The 17,657-nt window shown below is 54.7% G+C and carries 14 protein-coding genes; 5 read left to right on the forward strand and 9 right to left on the reverse strand.

Annotated elements, in window-relative coordinates:
• Nucleotides 1–2,664, forward strand: a complete 2,664-nt coding sequence (locus tag NMUL_RS13715) for a [protein-PII] uridylyltransferase (protein WP_011381917.1) — start codon at nucleotides 1–3, stop codon at nucleotides 2,662–2,664.
• Here NMUL_RS13715 and metE read toward each other — a convergent pair.
• The gene (metE, locus tag NMUL_RS13720) at nucleotides 2,651–5,041 is read right to left on the reverse strand and encodes a 5-methyltetrahydropteroyltriglutamate--homocysteine S-methyltransferase (protein ID WP_011381918.1); all 2,391 of its coding nucleotides are present in this window, start codon (nucleotides 5,039–5,041) and stop codon (nucleotides 2,651–2,653) included. The genes NMUL_RS13715 and metE overlap by 14 nt on opposite strands.
• Before the next feature lie 141 nt (nucleotides 5,042–5,182).
• Here metE and NMUL_RS13725 point away from each other — a divergent pair, with 141 nt between their 5' ends.
• Nucleotides 5,183–6,118, forward strand: a complete 936-nt coding sequence (locus NMUL_RS13725; protein ID WP_011381919.1) for a LysR family transcriptional regulator — start codon at nucleotides 5,183–5,185, stop codon at nucleotides 6,116–6,118.
• 172 nt (nucleotides 6,119–6,290) lie between these two features.
• Here NMUL_RS13725 and NMUL_RS13730 read toward each other — a convergent pair whose 3' ends face one another.
• Nucleotides 6,291–7,034 (reverse strand): 4-aminobenzoate synthase, encoded by a 744-nt coding sequence (locus tag NMUL_RS13730; RefSeq protein WP_011381920.1) that lies wholly within the window; start codon nucleotides 7,032–7,034, stop codon nucleotides 6,291–6,293.
• 411 nt (nucleotides 7,035–7,445) lie between these two features.
• On the reverse strand, nucleotides 7,446–8,324 hold the full coding sequence (locus NMUL_RS13735; RefSeq protein WP_202944827.1) for an EamA family transporter: 879 nt from the start codon (nucleotides 8,322–8,324) through the stop codon (nucleotides 7,446–7,448).
• Between the two features lie 373 nt (nucleotides 8,325–8,697).
• On the opposite strand from NMUL_RS13735, the gene NMUL_RS13740 reads away from it, so the two are divergent.
• The gene (locus NMUL_RS13740; protein WP_011381922.1) at nucleotides 8,698–9,120 is read left to right on the forward strand and encodes a YqaA family protein; all 423 of its coding nucleotides are present in this window, start codon (nucleotides 8,698–8,700) and stop codon (nucleotides 9,118–9,120) included.
• 130 nt (nucleotides 9,121–9,250) lie between these two features.
• Here NMUL_RS13740 and grxD read toward each other — a convergent pair whose 3' ends face one another.
• The 4 genes from grxD to hemA all read right to left on the reverse strand — a co-directional run bounded on the left by grxD (nucleotide 9,251) and on the right by hemA (nucleotide 12,858).
• On the reverse strand, nucleotides 9,251–9,571 hold the full coding sequence (grxD, locus tag NMUL_RS13745; RefSeq protein WP_011381923.1) for a Grx4 family monothiol glutaredoxin: 321 nt from the start codon (nucleotides 9,569–9,571) through the stop codon (nucleotides 9,251–9,253).
• 79 nt (nucleotides 9,572–9,650) lie between these two features.
• Nucleotides 9,651–10,511 (reverse strand): peptide chain release factor N(5)-glutamine methyltransferase, encoded by an 861-nt coding sequence (gene prmC, locus NMUL_RS13750; RefSeq protein WP_011381924.1) that lies wholly within the window; start codon nucleotides 10,509–10,511, stop codon nucleotides 9,651–9,653.
• A gap of 11 nt (nucleotides 10,512–10,522) precedes the next feature.
• On the reverse strand, nucleotides 10,523–11,599 hold the full coding sequence (gene prfA / locus NMUL_RS13755; protein ID WP_011381925.1) for a peptide chain release factor 1: 1,077 nt from the start codon (nucleotides 11,597–11,599) through the stop codon (nucleotides 10,523–10,525).
• Nucleotides 11,596–12,858 carry a glutamyl-tRNA reductase gene (hemA, locus tag NMUL_RS13760; protein ID WP_011381926.1) on the reverse strand — a complete coding sequence of 421 codons (1,263 nt, stop codon included), beginning with the start codon at nucleotides 12,856–12,858 and terminating at the stop codon, nucleotides 11,596–11,598. Before hemA ends, prfA begins: the two co-directional genes overlap by 4 nt.
• 522 nt (nucleotides 12,859–13,380) lie before the next feature.
• Here hemA and NMUL_RS13770 point away from each other — a divergent pair.
• Complete coding sequence (locus NMUL_RS13770; RefSeq protein ID WP_238529831.1) at nucleotides 13,381–14,442, forward strand: AI-2E family transporter; 1,062 nt, start codon at nucleotides 13,381–13,383, stop codon at nucleotides 14,440–14,442.
• Between the two features lie 279 nt (nucleotides 14,443–14,721).
• Nucleotides 14,722–14,907 (forward strand): CsbD family protein, encoded by a 186-nt coding sequence (locus NMUL_RS13775; protein WP_011381929.1) that lies wholly within the window; start codon nucleotides 14,722–14,724, stop codon nucleotides 14,905–14,907.
• 564 nt (nucleotides 14,908–15,471) lie between these two features.
• Here the strand turns inward: NMUL_RS13775 and NMUL_RS13780 are convergent.
• Together NMUL_RS13780 and NMUL_RS13785 are read right to left on the reverse strand one after the other, a co-directional pair.
• Nucleotides 15,472–15,939, reverse strand: coding sequence for an NUDIX hydrolase (locus tag NMUL_RS13780; protein ID WP_011381930.1), 468 nt, complete (start codon nucleotides 15,937–15,939; stop codon nucleotides 15,472–15,474).
• A 186-nt stretch (nucleotides 15,940–16,125) separates the two neighbouring features.
• Nucleotides 16,126–17,502, reverse strand: a complete 1,377-nt coding sequence (locus NMUL_RS13785; protein WP_146063210.1) for a phenylacetate--CoA ligase family protein — start codon at nucleotides 17,500–17,502, stop codon at nucleotides 16,126–16,128.
• Between the last annotated feature and the right edge of the window lie 155 nt (nucleotides 17,503–17,657).

Consider the following 17,657-nt stretch of genomic DNA (forward strand, 5'->3'; position numbering starts at 1 on the left):
ATGAAGGGGCTGAATGCAAAACCTTTCAGCCACGAAGCGGTCAGGCAGAAGCTCCTGAGCGGTCGCGAGTCGTTGCAGCGCCGCTACCACCAAAACAGAAACGGCGCAGCCCTGCTGCGGGATCACAGTCGCCTGGTAGACGGTATTCTCCGCCAGGTATGGCATGAAATGAACATGCCCGGGTCCACCGCCCTGCTGGCCGTGGGCGGATACGGCCGAAGACAGCTTTTTCCCTATTCCGATATCGATCTAGTGGTATTGCTACCGGATAAAGGGGATGCTGCCGAGGCGATGGATAATGAGCTCGGGACTCGCCTGGAGCACTGGGTAGGATTGCTGTGGGATATCGGCCTGGATATCGGCCATAGTGTGCGCACGGTCAAGGAATGTGGCGAAGAGGCAGCCAACGACATTACCGTGCAGACCAGCCTGCTGGAGGCCCGCCTCCTTGGAGGCAACTCCGATCTGTTCGATCGGTTCCTGCAGGTAATGGAAACCATGCTTGCACCCCGGAAATTCTTCGTCGACAAGCAGCTCGAACAGCAGCAGCGTCATAAGCGATATCAGGACGCGCCCTACAAGCTCGAGCCGAACATAAAGGAGAGCCCCGGCGGCCTGCGCGATCTGCAGAACGTGTTGTGGATCAGCCGTGCTGCCGGATTCGGAAAGACCTGGTCGGAACTGGCGAAAAAAGGCTTCATCATCCGCCGCGAGGCCAGGCTCATCCAGCGTCAGCAGACTGTGCTGCAAGACCTCCGCATCCGGCTGCACTACCTCGGTGGCAGGCGCGAAGACCGCCTGTTATTCGATTACCAGAATCCCCTGGCCGAAGAACTTGGCATCGCTGCGAAGCCCCCGCGCCGTCCCGGAGAAATGCTGATGCAACGATACTACCGCGCCGCGAGATCGGTGACCCAGGTCAATACCATTTTGCTGCTTACCCTGCATGCGGAAATTTTTCCGGATGAGGAGGCAGTGACGACGATCATCAATGAGCGGTTTCAGAAGCGCGGCGATCTGCTGGAGATATGCGAAGAGGATATTTTTGAGCGGGATCCCGGCGCGATACTGGAAAGCGTTCTGCTCCTGCAACAGAACCCGGACCTTAAAGGCCGCAGCTTCGCCACTCTGAGAGCGATGTGGCGTTCGGCGCCGCTCATTACGGCTTCATTTCGCCGCGAGCCTCGTCATTGCGCCATGTTCATGGAAATACTGCGTCAACCTCGCGGACTGACACGCGAGCTCCGGTTGATGAACCGCTACGGCATTCTCGGGCGCTACATTCCTGCTTTCGGCCGGATTATCGGCCAGATGCAACATGATCTCTTCCATGTATATACGGTGGATGAGCACATCCTGATGGTCGTGCGAAACCTGCGTCGCTTCATGGCACCCGAATTCGCCTATGAATATCCGCTCTGCAGCAGACTCATCAATGAATTCGAACGGCCTGAGTTACTCTATCTTGCCGGACTGTTCCACGACATTGCCAAAGGTCGGCAAGGGGATCATTCCTTGCTCGGCAAGGTCGACGCGAGGCGCTTCTGTGAACGGCACCGAATGCCTGCAGAAGATACCGAACTGGTCGTCTGGCTGGTGGAAAATCATTTGCACATGTCCGCCACGGCACAAAAAAAAGATATAGCGGATGCCGAGGTCATTGCGGATTTCGCCGCAAGCATGCGGGATGAGCGGCATCTCATCGCGCTTTACCTGCTCACGGTTTCGGATATCCGGGGGACCAGTCCCAAGGTATGGAACGCATGGAAAGGCAAGCTGCTTGAAGATCTGTTCCACCGCACCCGACAGTATCTTTGCGGCGAAACGGCGCTCACTGACATTTCTCTGGAAAACCGCAAAAACAAGGTGCTGCAACTGCTGCATCCGGATGATGCAGCAATGCGCGCCTATGAGCGGTTCTGGTCCGGGCTCGATTCCAGCTATCTGATGATGCACGATCCCCGGGAAATTGCCTGGCACACGCAGCATCTGAGCCAGAGGATGAAATCACCGGCACCGATAGTCAAAACACGCGCCGCCGAAACCGGGGCAGGGGTAGAGGTACTGGTTTATACGGCCGACCAGAAGGACCTGTTTGCCCGCATCTGCAGTTTTTTCGACGGTATCGACTACAATATCGTCCAGGCAAAAATCCACACGACCCGCGAGGGATATGCGCTCGACAGTTTTCTGGTGCTGGACCCCTTCAATGTTGCAAACCATGATCCGCGGGAGTTTCAGTTCATCGAGCAGGAGCTGACACAGCAATTGGAGCAGCAGGCTTTAATGGCGACCCCCGTGAAAGGGCGCCTGAGCCGCCACCTCAGGCATTTTCCGATCACGCCGCAAGTCAGCATCGAGCCGGACGACAGCGGCGCCTATTATGTGCTGTCCATCACGGCAGGCGACCAGTCCGGATTGCTCTCGCGCATTGCGCAAGTGCTTGTGCGGTTTGGGTTGAACGTCCACAGCGCCAGGATAAACACATTGGGCGAACGTGCCGAGGATACTTTCCTGGTTACAGGAAGCATTTTGAGCAACTCCCGGTCAGTGATCCAGCTCGAAGCAAACCTGATAAAGGTGCTGCACACATCCCCGCAACCGGAGACACCCGGAAAAGCCCCCGGAAAACCTTCTGCCGGAGACCGGATTATCCCGCGCTGACTCGAGCGGGTTCCTTATCGGATTCAGGTGCCTCAAGCTGCGACTCGTCTTCCCGATACCCGAGACGGGCCCGTAACAGGTGTGCGGCTTCCACCATTTGCTTCAAGGCAGTCATGACTTCCCCCCATCCCCGCGTCTTCAGCCCGCAATCCGGGTTGACCCATAATTGGTCAGGGTCGATCACCCCGCAGGCTTTCTCCAGCAACTCCAGCATCTCCCGCGAACGGGGAATCCGCGGGGAGTGGATGTCATAGACGCCCGGCCCGATCTCGTTGGGATATTTGAAATGGCCGAATCCGTCCAGCAGCTCCATGCGTGAACGTGACGTTTCGATCGTGATTACATCTGCATCCATATCGGCAATGGCGGGAAGGATGTCATTGAATTCCGAGTAGCACATATGGGTGTGTATCTGGCTGTCATCCCTTACGCCCGAGCTGGCGACACGGAAGGCATGCACCGCCCATTCCAGGTATGCATTCCAATCTCGCTTTTTCAAGGGCAGGCCCTCGCGGAAAGCGGGCTCGTCGATCTGGATAATCGCAATGCCCGCCTCTTCCAGATCCACAACCTCGTCCCGAATGGCAAGGGCGAGCTGCAGCGCGGTGACGGAGCGCGGCTGGTCATCACGCACGAACGACCACATCAACATTGTAACGGGACCGGTCAGCATCCCCTTGACCGGCTTTCCCGTCTGGCTTTGCGCATATCGAATCCAGTCAGCCGTCATGGGCTCGGGACGGTAAATATCCCCGTAGAGAATCGGCGGTTTCACGCAGCGCGAGCCGTAGCTTTGCACCCATCCATTCTCCGTGAAGACATAACCCCATAGCTGTTCGCCAAAATACTCGACCATATCGTTGCGCTCGGCCTCGCCATGCACCAGTACATCGAGCCCGATTTCTTCCTGCTTTCTGATCGCCACTCGTATCTCGTCCCGCATCGCTTCAAGATATTGCAAATTGCCGAGCTCTCCTTTCCTGAAAGCCGCGCGCGCTTTGCGGATCTCCGCTGTCTGAGGAAATGACCCGATGGTTGTAGTAGGCAAAAGCGGAAGCTGTAGCCGCTCCCGTTGCAGTTTCTGCCTGACCTTGAACGGACTCTTGCGCCGGCCATCCTGTTCAGTCAGGCGATTCAGACGGTCCTGCACCACCGGGTTGTGGATGCGCGATGACTCCCGCCGAGCCTGCCTCGCTGCGGTGGAAGCATCCAATTGCTGGCGTATAGAATGTTCCCCCTGATTCAGCCCTTGCCCCAGGATGGAGACTTCTTTTAATTTCTGCACCGAGAAAGCCAGCCAGTTCCTTATTTCAGGCTCCAGACTGCTTTCCAGTTCCAGATCCACCGGACAATGCAGAAGCGAGCAACTCGGCGCAATCCACAGTCTTTCCCCGAGGAGGGCCTGGGCATGCGACAAAACCGCCAAGGTGGGAGCAAGGTCTGCCCGCCAGATGTTACGCCCATCGATAATGCCCAGGGACAGCACTCTTCCGGCCGGGTAGCCCTCCAGAAAAATACCGAGTTGACCAGGCGCCCGGCACAAATCGATATGGAGGCCTTCCACGGGTAGCTTCTTCAATCGCTCGGCATGATTGTTCACGCCATCGAAATAAGTCGCTAAAAGAATTTTAGGGAGCCGGGCAAGTGCCGAGGGGCCGTGGGCCTGTCCATCCGCCGGTTCCCGCAAACCGGCATAAGCCTGATCCAAACCCCGCAGCCAGTCCTCGTCCAGGTCGAGGGCCAGCACAGGTTCGTCGATCTGTACCCATTCCACGCCTAGCGACGCAAGCCGGACGAGAATATCGCGATATACCGGTAACAGTTGGGGTAACAAATCCAGGCGGCTGAATTCCTGCTCATTCTGCCGGGTGACCTCTTTTCCAAGATACAGGTAGGTCAACGGCCCGATCAAGACGGCTTTAGGCTTGATGCCGAGCGCCTGCACTTCGGCAACCTCCCTGAAGAGCTGCTCGGAACCTATACGAAAGCAGGTGTGGGCATCGAATTCCGGGACGATATAGTGATAGTTGGTGTCGAACCATTTGGTCATCTCCATCGCAGGCTGATCGACAGTGCCACGCGCCATGGCGAAGTACAAGTCCAGCTCTGTTTTACCCTTGTCTGCTCCGAAGCGTGCAGGTATTGCACTCAGCAGTGCGGTCATGTTCAGCATCTGGTCATAAAGGGCGAAATCGCCTGCGGGAATGAGATCAATACCCTGCTCGCGCTGCAAAAGCCAGTGCCGCTTCCTCAATTCCGCTGCCGTGGTTTTGAGTTGCTCATCACCGATATCGCCGCGCCAGTATGCCTCAAGCGCGCGCTTCAGTTCCCGTTGCGCGCCAATACGCGGAAATCCCAGGTTATGTGTCAGTGCCATTGGTCATTCTCCTCTATCGTTTGGTCCCACTTCAATTGCAGCTCTGTGGAGTGACTGACGATTTTGTGGCAGACTTGGTTATGAATCAAATGAAATGTTGTAAAATATTAATGAATAAAATTCATAAATTTCTATGTGACGATGACTTCCCTGCTTGAACTTCGGCACCTCCGCACTCTCGCAGCCTTGGATGAAACAGGCAGCGTCTCGCGGGCGGCAAAACGCGTGCACCTGACCCAATCGGCATTGTCGCACCAAATCAAAGCGTTGCAGAACCATTACGGCTTGCCGATATTGCGCCGCCAGGGGCAAAGCATCGAACTGACTGAAGCGGGACAGCATCTGGTCACGTTGGCGCGCAAGGTACTCGAGGAAATACAGGCGACTGAACGAAATCTTGCCAAAATGTCGGAGCATGCCTCAGGTAGCTTGCGCATCGTACTGGAGTGCCACACCTGCTTCGACTGGCTGATGCCGCTGATGGACGCATTCCGCCAGAACTGGCCGGAGGTCGAACTCGATCTGGTTTCGGGATTTCACAGCGATCCCCTTCAGCTTCTGGAGGAAGGCGGGGCAGATGTAGTGATCGGATCGGAGCAGACTGAGCGACGCAGCATCGTTCACCACCCGCTCTTCCGCTTCGAAATTCTTGCGGTGCTGGCGCCGGAACACCCGTTACGCGCGAAGAAAATCCTGCATGCACGCGACTTCGCCGGCGAGACGCTGATCACCTATCCCGTGCCGGAAGAGCGTATCGATCTTATTCGCAACGTGCTGAAACCGGCAGGCGTTCAACCCGAGCGGCGCACAGCCGAGCTTACCGTGGCGATCCTGCAACTGGTCGCCAGCCGACGGGGTATTGCCGCGCTGCCCAGCTGGGGACTTAAAAACTATGTCGAGCACGATTATGTAATCGCGCGACGCATTGGTCCGCAAGGACTGTGGAGTGACTTGTACGTATCAACGCTGGCGGAAACCGCCACCCGGCCCTATCTGCGCGATTTTCTGGTTACTGCAAGGAATACGTGCTTCGCAACGCTGGATGGAATCATTCCCCTGAAGTCGGCGGAGCAATAAGCGCCCAACAGGTAGCAGACAGGAGAAACAGTGGAGAGAAGAAGTGAAGAAGAGGTATAAAGAGAAGGAGGCGGGATAGGCAGGCAAGTACAAACTGCCTCGGAGTGACCGGTAAACTGGCAGGCCCCGAATGACGAAGGGCCTGCCAGACAGAAGTTTCCCTGAAATTTCCTCAGTGCAGCGTGACCGGCTCCTCTTCTTCGCAGGCGAGATCGGCGCAATACTTCTCATAAACACCGTCCAGGAACCCCCACAACGCCTCGCATGCGCGCATGGTCGCGGCGAGCACCTCGGCCTGCTTCTCCGGGGTGTCGGCAAACCGCTCGATCAGCATCCATTCAGCCTGGGAATGATATACATCCGCTTCCTCATGAACACTGAAGAACTCGTAGCTTGAGGGATCGCTCATTCCATAATATTTCTCCAGTCCATCAATTTTTACCGAAGCGATGGACGGCACCTGCGATTCAAAGGCATGCAACGCGGCAAGACCTGCATAGAACGGCTGGTTCAGGCAGATGTCGCGGAAGGTGGAAACCAGCCGTGCGGTTCCGGGCAGGGCCGAGGCGCGTGCGAGATCCTTATCGCTCGACCCCAAGGCAAGGGCGAAATTCTTCCACAAGGCCGGATGGTTCTTGTCGCCATGCTCTTCGCTGATGAGGTTGTTGAGCACTTCCTGGCGCACACTGATGTCGCCGCTATTGTCTTCGCTATGAAAATGCGGTGTGTTGAAATGTACAGCGCTCAGATAAGTCGGTTCGGCCAGCACGTTGTGAAAATATTGTTCGGCATAACCGCGCAGCTGCTCCTTGGTGAGCTTGCCTGCCGTCCAGGCCTGATAAAAAGGATGCTTCAACAAGTGCTTCGCATCAATGATAGAATCAACTTTTTGCTTGAAAGATGAGTGGCTTGTCATGGTTTTCCTCTAAAGCAGAGATGGTAATTCAGAGAATTTCCGGAGTAATCGGTTTGCATATCATCTACAAATAACGCGCGTAAGTCAAATTCGGTTCACTTTCTCGTACTGGAATCCGTCGATTTTTACCGTCTTTTGGCGTCGGAAAGAGCGTGATACCCCTACTCAGCATGGGGCATGATGGCTTGATCAAGGTGTCGGCTCCGTGGCTGTGGCTCCTGGAAATTCCTGAATAATGCGTGGCGCCCCGATACTTCAGAAGGAATCGAAAGTAAAGTGAATATGAGCGATTAAGAAAAGCTGATCAGCAAAACTGATGTGGTTAATTCAAGGAGCTACATGTAATAACCTGTATTTATTCCCGTCAGCCTATTTGATCTTCACGAACAAGTGCGACTGGCAGGACTCCTGCTAGATCAGGGCCTTCCCGATAGGGCGAGTGACCGCCGGTGCTGCGGTGAGAGTGCAGCCGACACTCGCCGAGATCATTGTTGCCACGGCCAGCCACTGAACCAGGGTCAGTTGTTCTCCTAAAATGAGATAGCCAGCGAGTGCGCCGATGGCAGGCGCGCTGCTGATGATGACCCCGAACATGCGACTGCTTAGTCTCTCCAAAGCCTTCATTTCCAGCATGTAGGGAATTGCGCTCGACAACAATGCCACCACAAGGCCGAGCCATAGTACCGGGCTAACAAGGAGTTTCTCTCCCGCCATCACTATCCCGAAAGGCAGCGTTACGGTGCAGGCAATCGACGTCCCGAGGGCCACCGCCGTCTTGCTTCCCAGTTCGGATGCCCGTTTTCCAAACAGGATGTAAAGCGCCCAGCACCCGGCCGCGCCGAAGGCAAAAGCGATCCCGAAGGGATCCAGTCGGGCCTGACTGCCGGGCCAGGGCATCAGCATTAACAAGCTCATCACAGCAAGCGCGAACCAGAAGAAATCCCGGATCGAACGCGACGTCAGCAGGACAACCGAAAGGGGGCCGCTAATCTCGATCGCGATGGCTACTCCGATGGGGAGGCGCTCGATTGCCAAGTAGATAAGGAGGTTCATACCTCCCAAGGCAAGCCCGTAGAGTGCAAGAAAGGTGGTTTGCCGCTTCGTGAAGGCAATCCCCCAGGGCCGTGATATCGCCAGCAGGACCAAAGCCGAAATGCCCGTCCTGAGCGCCGCAACCCCCTCGGGTCCAACCAGCGGAAAGAGGCTCTTTCCCAAAGCCGCTCCCAGATTGGTGGATAACTGAGCCACGACTATCGCCAGACCCGCAAAAGCTACTTTTTGATCCATCATTGCTCTCAATGTTTCCCCGGAGCATACGCGTCTTATGTTGAACTGTGCCAGGATTGTCAGACTTGGCCTCCCCGCTTGCAACACCTTGCGCTAACCTCGAGATGACGAGATGTTTTGAGAAATCCTTGGATCCGGATGTCATCGAGGAATCGATGCATTTTGCCGGTTATCCCCGGTTGGGCTTCCGAATGGCGCGCCAAGGCGCGTTGCTGGTACAATCCTGATGAGCTATCAGGTGCAGGAGTCGTAATAAGGATTCCGCGCCTTTCACTCAGGCTACGCGCCTTCACTTTGCAAGCCTTTATCGGGCTGAAGATTTATTCAACGCTTTTCTTAGCTGAAACGCGGCTTTATTTTCTCAAGCAGGGTTGCCATGGATGAGCAATCGAGTCTGCTGGCGCTGTTCACCAGCAGCTTTCTTGCTGCCACGTTACTTCCGGGCGGCTCGGAAGCAGTACTATTTGGCGTGCTGACAGCCTACCCCGAGCTTTATTGGTCTGCTCTGGGACTTGCTTCAATTGGCAACACCATGGGAGGCATGAGTTCCTATGCGATAGGCCTCTTGCTGCCCGATGAGAAGTCTCTGCTTAAAAGATTGGGGGGGAGCACGCGGGGTTTGATCTGGGTGCGCAAATATGGCAGCCCGGTCCTGCTGCTCGCCTGGGTGCCTATCATCGGGGATGTGCTATGCGTGGCAGCGGGATGGCTTCGAATTAACTGGATATCGACCATGCTGTTCATGGCCGTGGGAAAGTTTGCCCGATACTGGGTCATCGCGGCTGCGATCAGCCTGTAGGCAATCTATGAACGATCTATGGTCGCTTCAGCCCCGCTTCCTGAGCTCCAAGCTTCGTTGATGGACTCAGGGGAGGTCATCGGACAGCATTCCCCCCGCCGATACCAATCAATCGATCAATTACCGGGATTTACTTTGCTTCGGCACTTTCCAGCAGCTTTTGCAGCTCACCGCTCTGGTACATTTCGGAAACAATGTCCGAGCCGCCGATAAACTCTCCATTGACATAGAGCTGCGGGATGGTAGGCCAGTTTGAGTAATCCTTGATGCCTTGGCGGAATTCCGGTTCGGCGAGCACATCCACTGCGAAAAGATCATCCACGCCGCAAGCATTGAGGATTTTTACCGCATGGGCCGAAAAACCGCACTGCGGGGCTGCCGGCGAACCTTTCATGTAGAGCACCACGGGATGCGTGGTCACTTGTTGCTTGATGATTTCCTGCGTATCCATATCTGACTCCTCAAAAAACGTTGGTTCGGATTATCGGGGGAAAGCCCTCCAGGAGGAGGCAATTCTTCGATATATCGTATTAATATCGCATTTTAGCAGCTTCTCCCGGGAAACTCCTAAACCATCCACCACTTACCCGCATTATTCCAGCGAGATCGGGCTGGGAGAACACCTCCCTGAAACCCGCTTCCCTCAGGAGGCATCTGCAAGCTTCCGCCTGATCGTAACCGTGTTCCAGCAGCAGTGACCCCTCGGGCGCCAGATGAGCGGGAGCGGAATCAATGATCAACCGGATACAGCCAAGGCCTTCGCTTGGGGCCACGAGCGCGATCTGGGGCTCGAAGCGCAGATCGCCCTGGGCCAGATGAGGATCGTCCCCCGCTATATAAGGCGGGTTGGAGACGATCAGATCGAAGCTTTCGCCAGCCACTCCCTCAAACCAGTCTGCCTCGATAACACGCACATTATTCAGGCTGAAGCGGGCGGCGTTGGCGTTGGCAACGGCGACCGCGGCGGCTGAAACATCGACTGCGGTAACCTTTGCCAGCGGTCGATGTGTGGCCAGGGTCAGCGCGATAGCGCCGCTGCCCGTCCCCAGATCAAGTATCCTGCAGGGACGCTGCGGAGGAATCCGCGCCAGCGCGAGATCGATCAATAATTCGGTTTCGGGTCGGGGAACGAGTACCGCAGGCGTGACGTTGAACTCGAGACTGTAGAACTCGCGCCTCCCCGTCAGATAAGCAACCGGTTCACCAAGGGTGCGCCGGCCTGTCAGCAGGTAAAACGCCTGCGCCTGCTCAGCGGTCAGTTTCTGCTCGGGATGAGCAAGAAGGTAAGCATGATTTACGTCGAGCACGTACTGCAACAGCATCCGCGCGTCGATATCGGCAATGTTCCGGCGGGCTTGTCCCAGCGCTTCGAAAATGGTGAGGGACGACACCGGCCGGTAATCTACTCCGCCATTGCCGCCAACTGCTCGGCCTGATGCTCGGCCAGCAGGGCCGAGCAAAGCTCGTTCAAATCCCCATCCATGATCTGCTCGATCTTGTACAGCGTCAGATTGATGCGGTGATCCGTTATCCGCCCCTGGGGAAAATTGTAAGTGCGGATACGTCCTGAACGATTACCCGTGCCTACCAGCGACTTGCGCGTTGCCGCCTGTTTGCTTTGCTGCTCCTGCATCTGCTTGTCGCGGATGCGCGCAGCCAGCACGCTCATCGCCTGCGCCTTGTTTTTATGTTGGGAACGGCCATCCTGGCATTCGACCACGATTCCCGTCGGCAGGTGAGTGATGCGCACGGCAGAATCAGTCTTGTTGATATGCTGGCCTCCCGCCCCGGAAGCACGGAAAGTATCGATCCTCAGCTCGGCAGGATTGAGCGCGACATCCTCGATCTCGTCTGCCTCCGGCATCACCGCGACGGTGCAAGCGGAAGTATGGATACGTCCCTGCGTTTCGGTCGCTGGCACGCGCTGCACCCGGTGCCCACCCGATTCAAACTTGAGTTTGGAATAGGCGCCTTCACCGCTGATCTTGGCAATGATTTCCTTATATCCGCCGACGTCGGACGGGCTTTGCGAAATGATTTCCACCTGCCAGCGCTGGCGTTCAGCAAAGCGTGCATACATGCGGAACAGGTCCGCCGCAAACAGCGCGGACTCGTCTCCTCCGGTACCGGCCCGGATCTCCAGAAAAATATTGCGCTCATCGTTCGGGTCTTTGGGCAGCAATTGCTTCTGCAATTCCGCGCCATAACGCACCAGCCTCTCTTTGGCATCCCGTATCTCGGCATCGGCAAACTCGCGCATTTCCGCCTCGGCAGCCATCTCCTGCGCGGTATGAATATCCTGCTCGCTTTGCAGATAAGCGTTATACAGGTCGACCACGGGGGCAATCTCCGCACGTTCGCGCGTCAGCTTGCGGTATTGATCGAGATTGACCGTGATGCTTTCGCTGCTCAGCAGACGATTCAACTCCTCCAGGCGCACGCTGAGTTGCGTGAGCTTGGCAGTCATACTTTTGTTCATTCTGAGGGATGAAGGTGATACAGGCGGCTGATCAGGTCGACCAGATCGTCACGCTCGTCCTCAGCGGCGTGGTTGAGCGCATAGGAGGGTAAATGGAGGAACTTGTTGGTAAGCCCGTTGCTCAGGGATTCGATGATTTTCCGCGGATCCTCCCCTTTGGCCAGCAGTTTTTTTGCCCGTTCCAGTTCATGCCGTCGGTAACGCTCCGCCTGGTCGCGCAAGGCGCGTATGGTGGGCACAACCTGGCGCGATTCCAGCCAGTGCATGAAATTGACCACATTCGAGTCGATAATCGCCTCTGCCTGCGCCACCGCCCCCTGCCGGGAATCCAGGCCTTCCTTGACGATATCGGCAAGATCATCCACAGAATAGAGGAACACGTCATCCAGTTCCGCCACCTCGGGCTCCACGTCCCGTGGCACCGCAAGATCCACCATGAAAATCGGTCGGTGCTTGCGTGCCTTGATCGCCCGCTCCAGCATGCCCTTGCCGAGAATGGGGAGCGTGCTCGCGGTACAGGTGACGACAATATCATGAAGCGCCAACTGGTCGGGCAATTCATTCAGGGTGATGACTTGCCCGTTCAACCGGTGCGCCAGGGCCTGTGCCCGCTCGACAGTCCGATTGGCGACGGTAATGCGCTTCGGATGACGGGCAGCGAAATGGCTCGCGCAGAGCTCGATCATCTCGCCCGCACCGATGAATAACACGCGCTGCTCGCCGATGTCTCCAAAAATGCGCTCCGCCAGCCGGGTGGAGGCCGCTGCCATGGAAACGGAATTTGTCCCGATTTCGGTGGAGCTGCGAACCTCCTTCGCAACAAAAAAGGTGCGCTGGAACAGCTTGTGCAACAGCATGCCGAGCGTGCCCGCATGCTCAGCCGATTTCACCGCATCCTTCAACTGGCCAAGTATCTGCGGTTCGCCCAGTACCATGGAATCCAGTCCGCTGGCAACGCGGAAAGCGTGCTTCACGGCCTTTTCCCTCGGCAGCCTGTAGAGATACGGCTCAAGCTCGCGGGTCGGCAAACGGTGAAAATCCGCCAGCCAATGGGTGGCTTCGTCCGGCTTATCGGTACTGCAATAAATCTCGGTGCGATTGCAGGTGGAAACAATCGCCGCCTCTCTCACCGGACGATGGCTTACCAGATCATGCAGCGCATGCTCCATCGCATCCGCGGGGAACGACACCTGCTCGCGCACATCGAGCGGCGCGGTCTGATGGTTGATGCCAAAGGCAAATAACTGCGTCGAGGACACGTTGGCTCAGTACCGGCTGAATTTTAAAATTTCGTGATTATAGTATTACAAGCATTTGAATACCAACAATTGGAAGAGTTTCGGGTCCAGAAAAAAATATGGGAACAGTGTCAAGCGGATCAACCCGCGTCAGAGGAAAACTTCAGGATGGATCAAAAAAGCAGAGCTGCAAGCTGCCTCAATGCGGCCTGCTCGGGGCTCAAGGTGAACATCATTCTCAACATTAAGAATCTTTTCCAGAAAATCTCCGTGACTGATATGCTGCCACAAACTAGTGTGCAATAGCCTGTCTTCAGATTACCTTGACCACGGGTGAGATCAATATCAGCGGAATCACCAAGACGAGTAGAGAGGATGGTGCGCGCACGAAAGCACGACCCTATCATTTAGCCCAAGGACCTCATGAACTCCCCCTCCGATGAATCATCAATCGAATTGAAGGCACCGGTCCTTGAGGTTGCCGCACCGATTGTTACCGAAAAAATAACCCTCCTTGATACTGAACCAAGGGAAAGAGGCGCAATGGCTCTTTGGATACTTGCATTCATTGCCGTCATTGCCGCGCTATATCTGGGCCGGGCTTTCCTTGTTCCGCTATTGTTTGGCATCCTGGTAAGTTACACATTAAGCCCGGTGGTAGATTGGTTTGAACGTTATCGTATTCCGCGGGCATTGGGGGCGATATGTGTACTGGGAGTGCTCGTCGGGGGCACTTCCTGGATGGCGCTCTCTTTAAGCGCCGATGCGGCGATAATGGCTGAACAACTTCCGGAGACGGCGCGCAAGCTGCGGCAGAGCTTAAACATTTTGCGCGATGGGAACTGGAGCACGCTGCGTCATTTTCAGGAAGCCGCCGATGAGCTCGGGCGGGTGGCTGTCGACGCCGGTCTGGAATCAGCAGACCGCGCAGTCATAATCAAGGAATCGGAAAATAATGCATGGCTGCGCGATCTTATGCTCACGCAGTCAGCCCTGCTGGTCACGTTTACTGCACAAGCCCCGGTAGTATTGCTGCTTACTTATTTTTTGCTGGCCGCAGGAAGCCATTTCCGACGCAAACTTGTACGATTTGTCGGGCCACGGCTTTCTCAGAAGAAAGATGCGGTGCGGATACTTGAAGAAGTGGACAGTCAAATCCAGCGCTACCTCCTTGTCATGTTGATATCAAATGCTTTAATTGCCGTCATGACGTGGCTGGCGTTCGAAATGCTGGGACTGAAGCATCCGGCCGTATGGGGGGTAGCTGCCGGAGTGCTACATTTTATTCCGTACTTGGGAACTGTTGGAGTTGCGCTCGCCTGCGGCGTTGCCGGGATGCTGCAATTTGGCTCGCTTAGCCAGGCATTCTTGCTGGTAGCGGTATTTTTGCTCATTTCGGGTGTGGTGGGAATGATGCTTACCACATGGCTACAGGGCAGATTTGCGCGTGTGAATCCCGCAGTTCTGTTCATCGCACTGTTATTCTTCGGCTGGCTGTGGGGCGCTGCGGGTTTACTGCTCGGCGCCCCCTTACTGGCTATTGTCAAGGTAATCTGTGATCGAGTCGAGTCGCTTAAACCGGTCGGTGAACTTTTGGGACAGTAATTAACTTTCACATCTGCGAATGGGCAATCCCGAAGAAAAGGCGCAAGAGGCTCCTAATGGAGCCGATGTATGAATCAATAGCGACCCTGCCAGGGCCCCATGCTTAGCTGTTTAAGCAACTTAAGGTAATTTTTAAATGTGGCCTACCGAACAGTATGAGCTGCCAAAAAACGTTAATCTGATTTCCAATGCCGTAACGATTTACTGAAATAACGGCAAATCATTTCAACAACGGCGAATCATCATCTCTTAAATTTCGTAGAAAAAGGAGATTGGTTTATGAATAAGGATCAAGTGAAAGGAACCGCAAAAGACATCGCAGGAAAAATTCAGGAAGAGGCCGGAAGGGCAGCAGGAAGTAAAGAACATGAGGCCAAGGGTCTTGGCAAACAAGTTGCCGGCAAGGCGCAGAAGAAATATGGGGACGCCAAGGAAGCCGTGAAGGATGCGGCAGACAAGCTTTAAATTAACTTCCAAACATCCCCTCCCGCTCAACCAAAAACCCGCTTTGCGGGTTTTTGGTTATTTGATTCAGCCTGCCAGCCTTCCCCTTCTTTTTTTCTGAAGAAAGCCTGCATCACTTCCAGAGTTTTCGGCTTATGGCTTCAATGTCTCCAATAAAAAGGAATCGACATATCTGAAGGTCAAGGGTCAGGAATCAAGAGATCGGGGCAGAATGCCCATCCACTTCGCCGTTTTCAGTTTCCCGCTCCCGCTCGTGATAGAGGTCACGGAACACGGCCGGGAGGTCCCATGCACATTATAAATTCCGTAACGCCCCGTCGACACAATCGGTGCTTGCATTCACTTCAAGGAGTTCCGATAAATAGCCAAATGTGTTCCCTATGTAAGAACCGAACAAGGCTACATAGAACGAAGCTCTTACGCTATTTTCAACTCCCCGGATAGCAGTTCCAGCAGTTGCCTGGCTCCACTCCATCTCTGTCCGGATTACATTGCTGCCCGGTAATAGCCTTCAGTAAAACCGAAGCGATGACGACATGCCGGCAGTACCTAGACTGGAGGCGTTTATTCCTTCGAAGATAGCTTTTCGCTGAGCTCTTCAAGAAAACCTTGCTGCGCAGGACGGACGCGCCGCTTTCCTTCGGGAATGTCAAACCACTCCGCCCGATCCACCTCCGGGAACTCCCGGATTCTGCCGGAGCCTTTCGGCCATTCCATGCTGAAGGCGTTTGAGATCAACCCGGAGGGGTCCCAGTCGCTTTCCGTAGCCCAGGCATCCACCTGCTTTCCGCTGGGTTGGGTGCGCGACGTGAGCGGAAGGAAGGGTGCGGATGGATGATGCCCGGTTTCCTCAAAAAACTCTCTTAACGCAGCCTGCAGCGGTTCTTCATCCTCCTCGTATTCGCCCTTTGCGATCGACCATGCGCCGAGATCCTTGTTTTTCCAGAAGGGACCTCCAGGATGGACAAGCAGAACCTCCAGCCGGCCATTTCGTCTGCGATAGGGCAGAATGCCCGCGCTTTTCTTACTCATGCTGATGATGGTTCGACTGCCCGCTCAGGCTAAATCCGAAGAGACTGTGAAGCAGTTAAGCGAAAACATGCCGCCTATACGGAGGGACCAAAGAAGTGGCTATATAAATTTAACCGCTGCTTTCACGTCGTATCTCGTTGTCCCGCTTACGAATTAACACAAAACAGGGCAATTCAGATCACGGGTTCATGCTTGATGCGGGTTCTCGTCTTTATCGCTCTTCTCCTTTGCCGTGCAATCATCCGTTTCGTAATACAAGCCAATCTCCGGTAGTTTCAAGACGAATTTATGCTTCGCGTTCGCTGATTTCATAAATGGCTGGTTTTGAATGAAATCGATTCTCTCGACTGCGAGACTCTTTTGGATACGCTCCTTATAGGGCGACCAGTCCGTATCCGTGTCACGAGTATGGAGATTGACAACAAGCGTGCGCCCGTCATACGCGACTTGAAAAGCTGTAATTGCCTGAACTTCCCGAAACAGGTGAGTAAAAAACTCGGAATGGACAGTATTGCCCGCCTGGTCAGAAATAACGTCATTCGATCGCCCTATTACGGCAGCAATCAGAGGAAACCCTCTGCCGCACGCACAGGGCTCATCCGACATCGTTATCAAGTCGCCCGTATCATACCTGGGCAGAAAGAGTGCTTCATTTGATATATCGGTGGAAACGAGACGCCGGTCTTCCAGCACTTCAGGGTAGCAGCGGTCAGTAATCAAGTGAAACCCTTTCCTCTGCTCGCATTCGTAGGCCGATATCCCCGCATCGTGACATCCATATTGACTGAAGCAGGGAACGCCAAATGCGCGTTCAATAGTCTCGCGCATTCCGGGCGTCAGATTTTCGGCAGTAGTTACTATTCCTCTCAGAGAAAAGGTCGGGCGGTCAGGCCTTGAAAGCAAATATTCAGCGAGTTCCTGAACGGCTGATGCATAGCCATATAAAAGACGGTATTTACCTCGCGCGATCTCTCTGGCATAAGTATCCAGCCTCTTCGCGCTCATTTCGAACGCTGAGAAAAGGCGCGCGTTCATTATTCCATAATAGATATTCTGCTTGATTCCGGAGGTAAAAAGAGATGAGCCTGCCAGGATAGCCACGGGCTCCCCCAGATGATAGCCAGCGGTTCGCCAGCTCAGCAGAATACCGGCCCAGAGATAGGATTGGGATTTGACCCCGGTGACGTAAACAAAAGGCTCTCCCGTTGAACCCCCCGTTTTCTTACGAAAAATCTTCCCTCCATAGCTTCTGTTCAAAAGGGATTCTCTATTTTCATTTATGAATTTTTTGTCAATGACAGGAAATTCGGTAATGGATTTATGTTTCTTGTAATAGGGCACATCCCTCATCGAATCGAGGTATGCTTCCAGCATTTTTTTTTGACGGAACCTGATAACCTCCTGCGATTCAAACTGGACCGCCTCCAGTTCTTTTAACAGCGTCAAGGATTGGGTACCTCTCATTAGATCGAGCAGCTGGAAGCGCGCTCTGCCAAACCACTTCTGAACAAGAGTATAGTCAAAGCCTGCCATCGTCGTTTCCTGCTCGCCGAGACGAAGCATAACTGATGCCTCGCATTGCACACCCATAGAATCTTTTCCTTTCCATGCTCCTCCCGGTCATTGGCATTGGTTCCATATCATACATCGGCCTGCCCTGTCTAAATAGAGGCGAATCGCCTCCCTCCCCTCCGGTTTCCTGAAGGTTTCTGCTTTAT

Origin of the sequence: Nitrosospira multiformis ATCC 25196, from assembly GCF_000196355.1 — a bacterium.
GTDB classification, from domain to species: Bacteria; Pseudomonadota; Gammaproteobacteria; order Burkholderiales; family Nitrosomonadaceae; genus Nitrosospira; species Nitrosospira multiformis.

Coding starts and splice junctions, on each gene's coding strand:
- NMUL_RS13715 (WP_011381917.1), top strand. CDS start 1: ATGAAGGGGCTGAATGCAAAACCTTTCAGCCACGAAGCGGTCAGGCAG.
- metE (WP_011381918.1), bottom strand. CDS start 5,041: ATGGCACTGACACATAACCTGGGATTTCCGCGTATTGGCGCGCAACGG.
- NMUL_RS13725 (WP_011381919.1), top strand. CDS start 5,183: ATGACTTCCCTGCTTGAACTTCGGCACCTCCGCACTCTCGCAGCCTTG.
- NMUL_RS13730 (WP_011381920.1), bottom strand. CDS start 7,034: ATGACAAGCCACTCATCTTTCAAGCAAAAAGTTGATTCTATCATTGAT.
- NMUL_RS13735 (WP_202944827.1), bottom strand. CDS start 8,324: ATGATGGATCAAAAAGTAGCTTTTGCGGGTCTGGCGATAGTCGTGGCT.
- NMUL_RS13740 (WP_011381922.1), top strand. CDS start 8,698: ATGGATGAGCAATCGAGTCTGCTGGCGCTGTTCACCAGCAGCTTTCTT.
- grxD (WP_011381923.1), bottom strand. CDS start 9,571: ATGGATACGCAGGAAATCATCAAGCAACAAGTGACCACGCATCCCGTG.
- prfA (WP_011381925.1), bottom strand. CDS start 11,599: ATGAACAAAAGTATGACTGCCAAGCTCACGCAACTCAGCGTGCGCCTG.
- NMUL_RS13770 (WP_238529831.1), top strand. CDS start 13,381: ATGGCTCTTTGGATACTTGCATTCATTGCCGTCATTGCCGCGCTATAT.
- NMUL_RS13775 (WP_011381929.1), top strand. CDS start 14,722: ATGAATAAGGATCAAGTGAAAGGAACCGCAAAAGACATCGCAGGAAAA.
- NMUL_RS13780 (WP_011381930.1), bottom strand. CDS start 15,939: ATGAGTAAGAAAAGCGCGGGCATTCTGCCCTATCGCAGACGAAATGGC.
- NMUL_RS13785 (WP_146063210.1), bottom strand. CDS start 17,502: ATGCTTCGTCTCGGCGAGCAGGAAACGACGATGGCAGGCTTTGACTAT.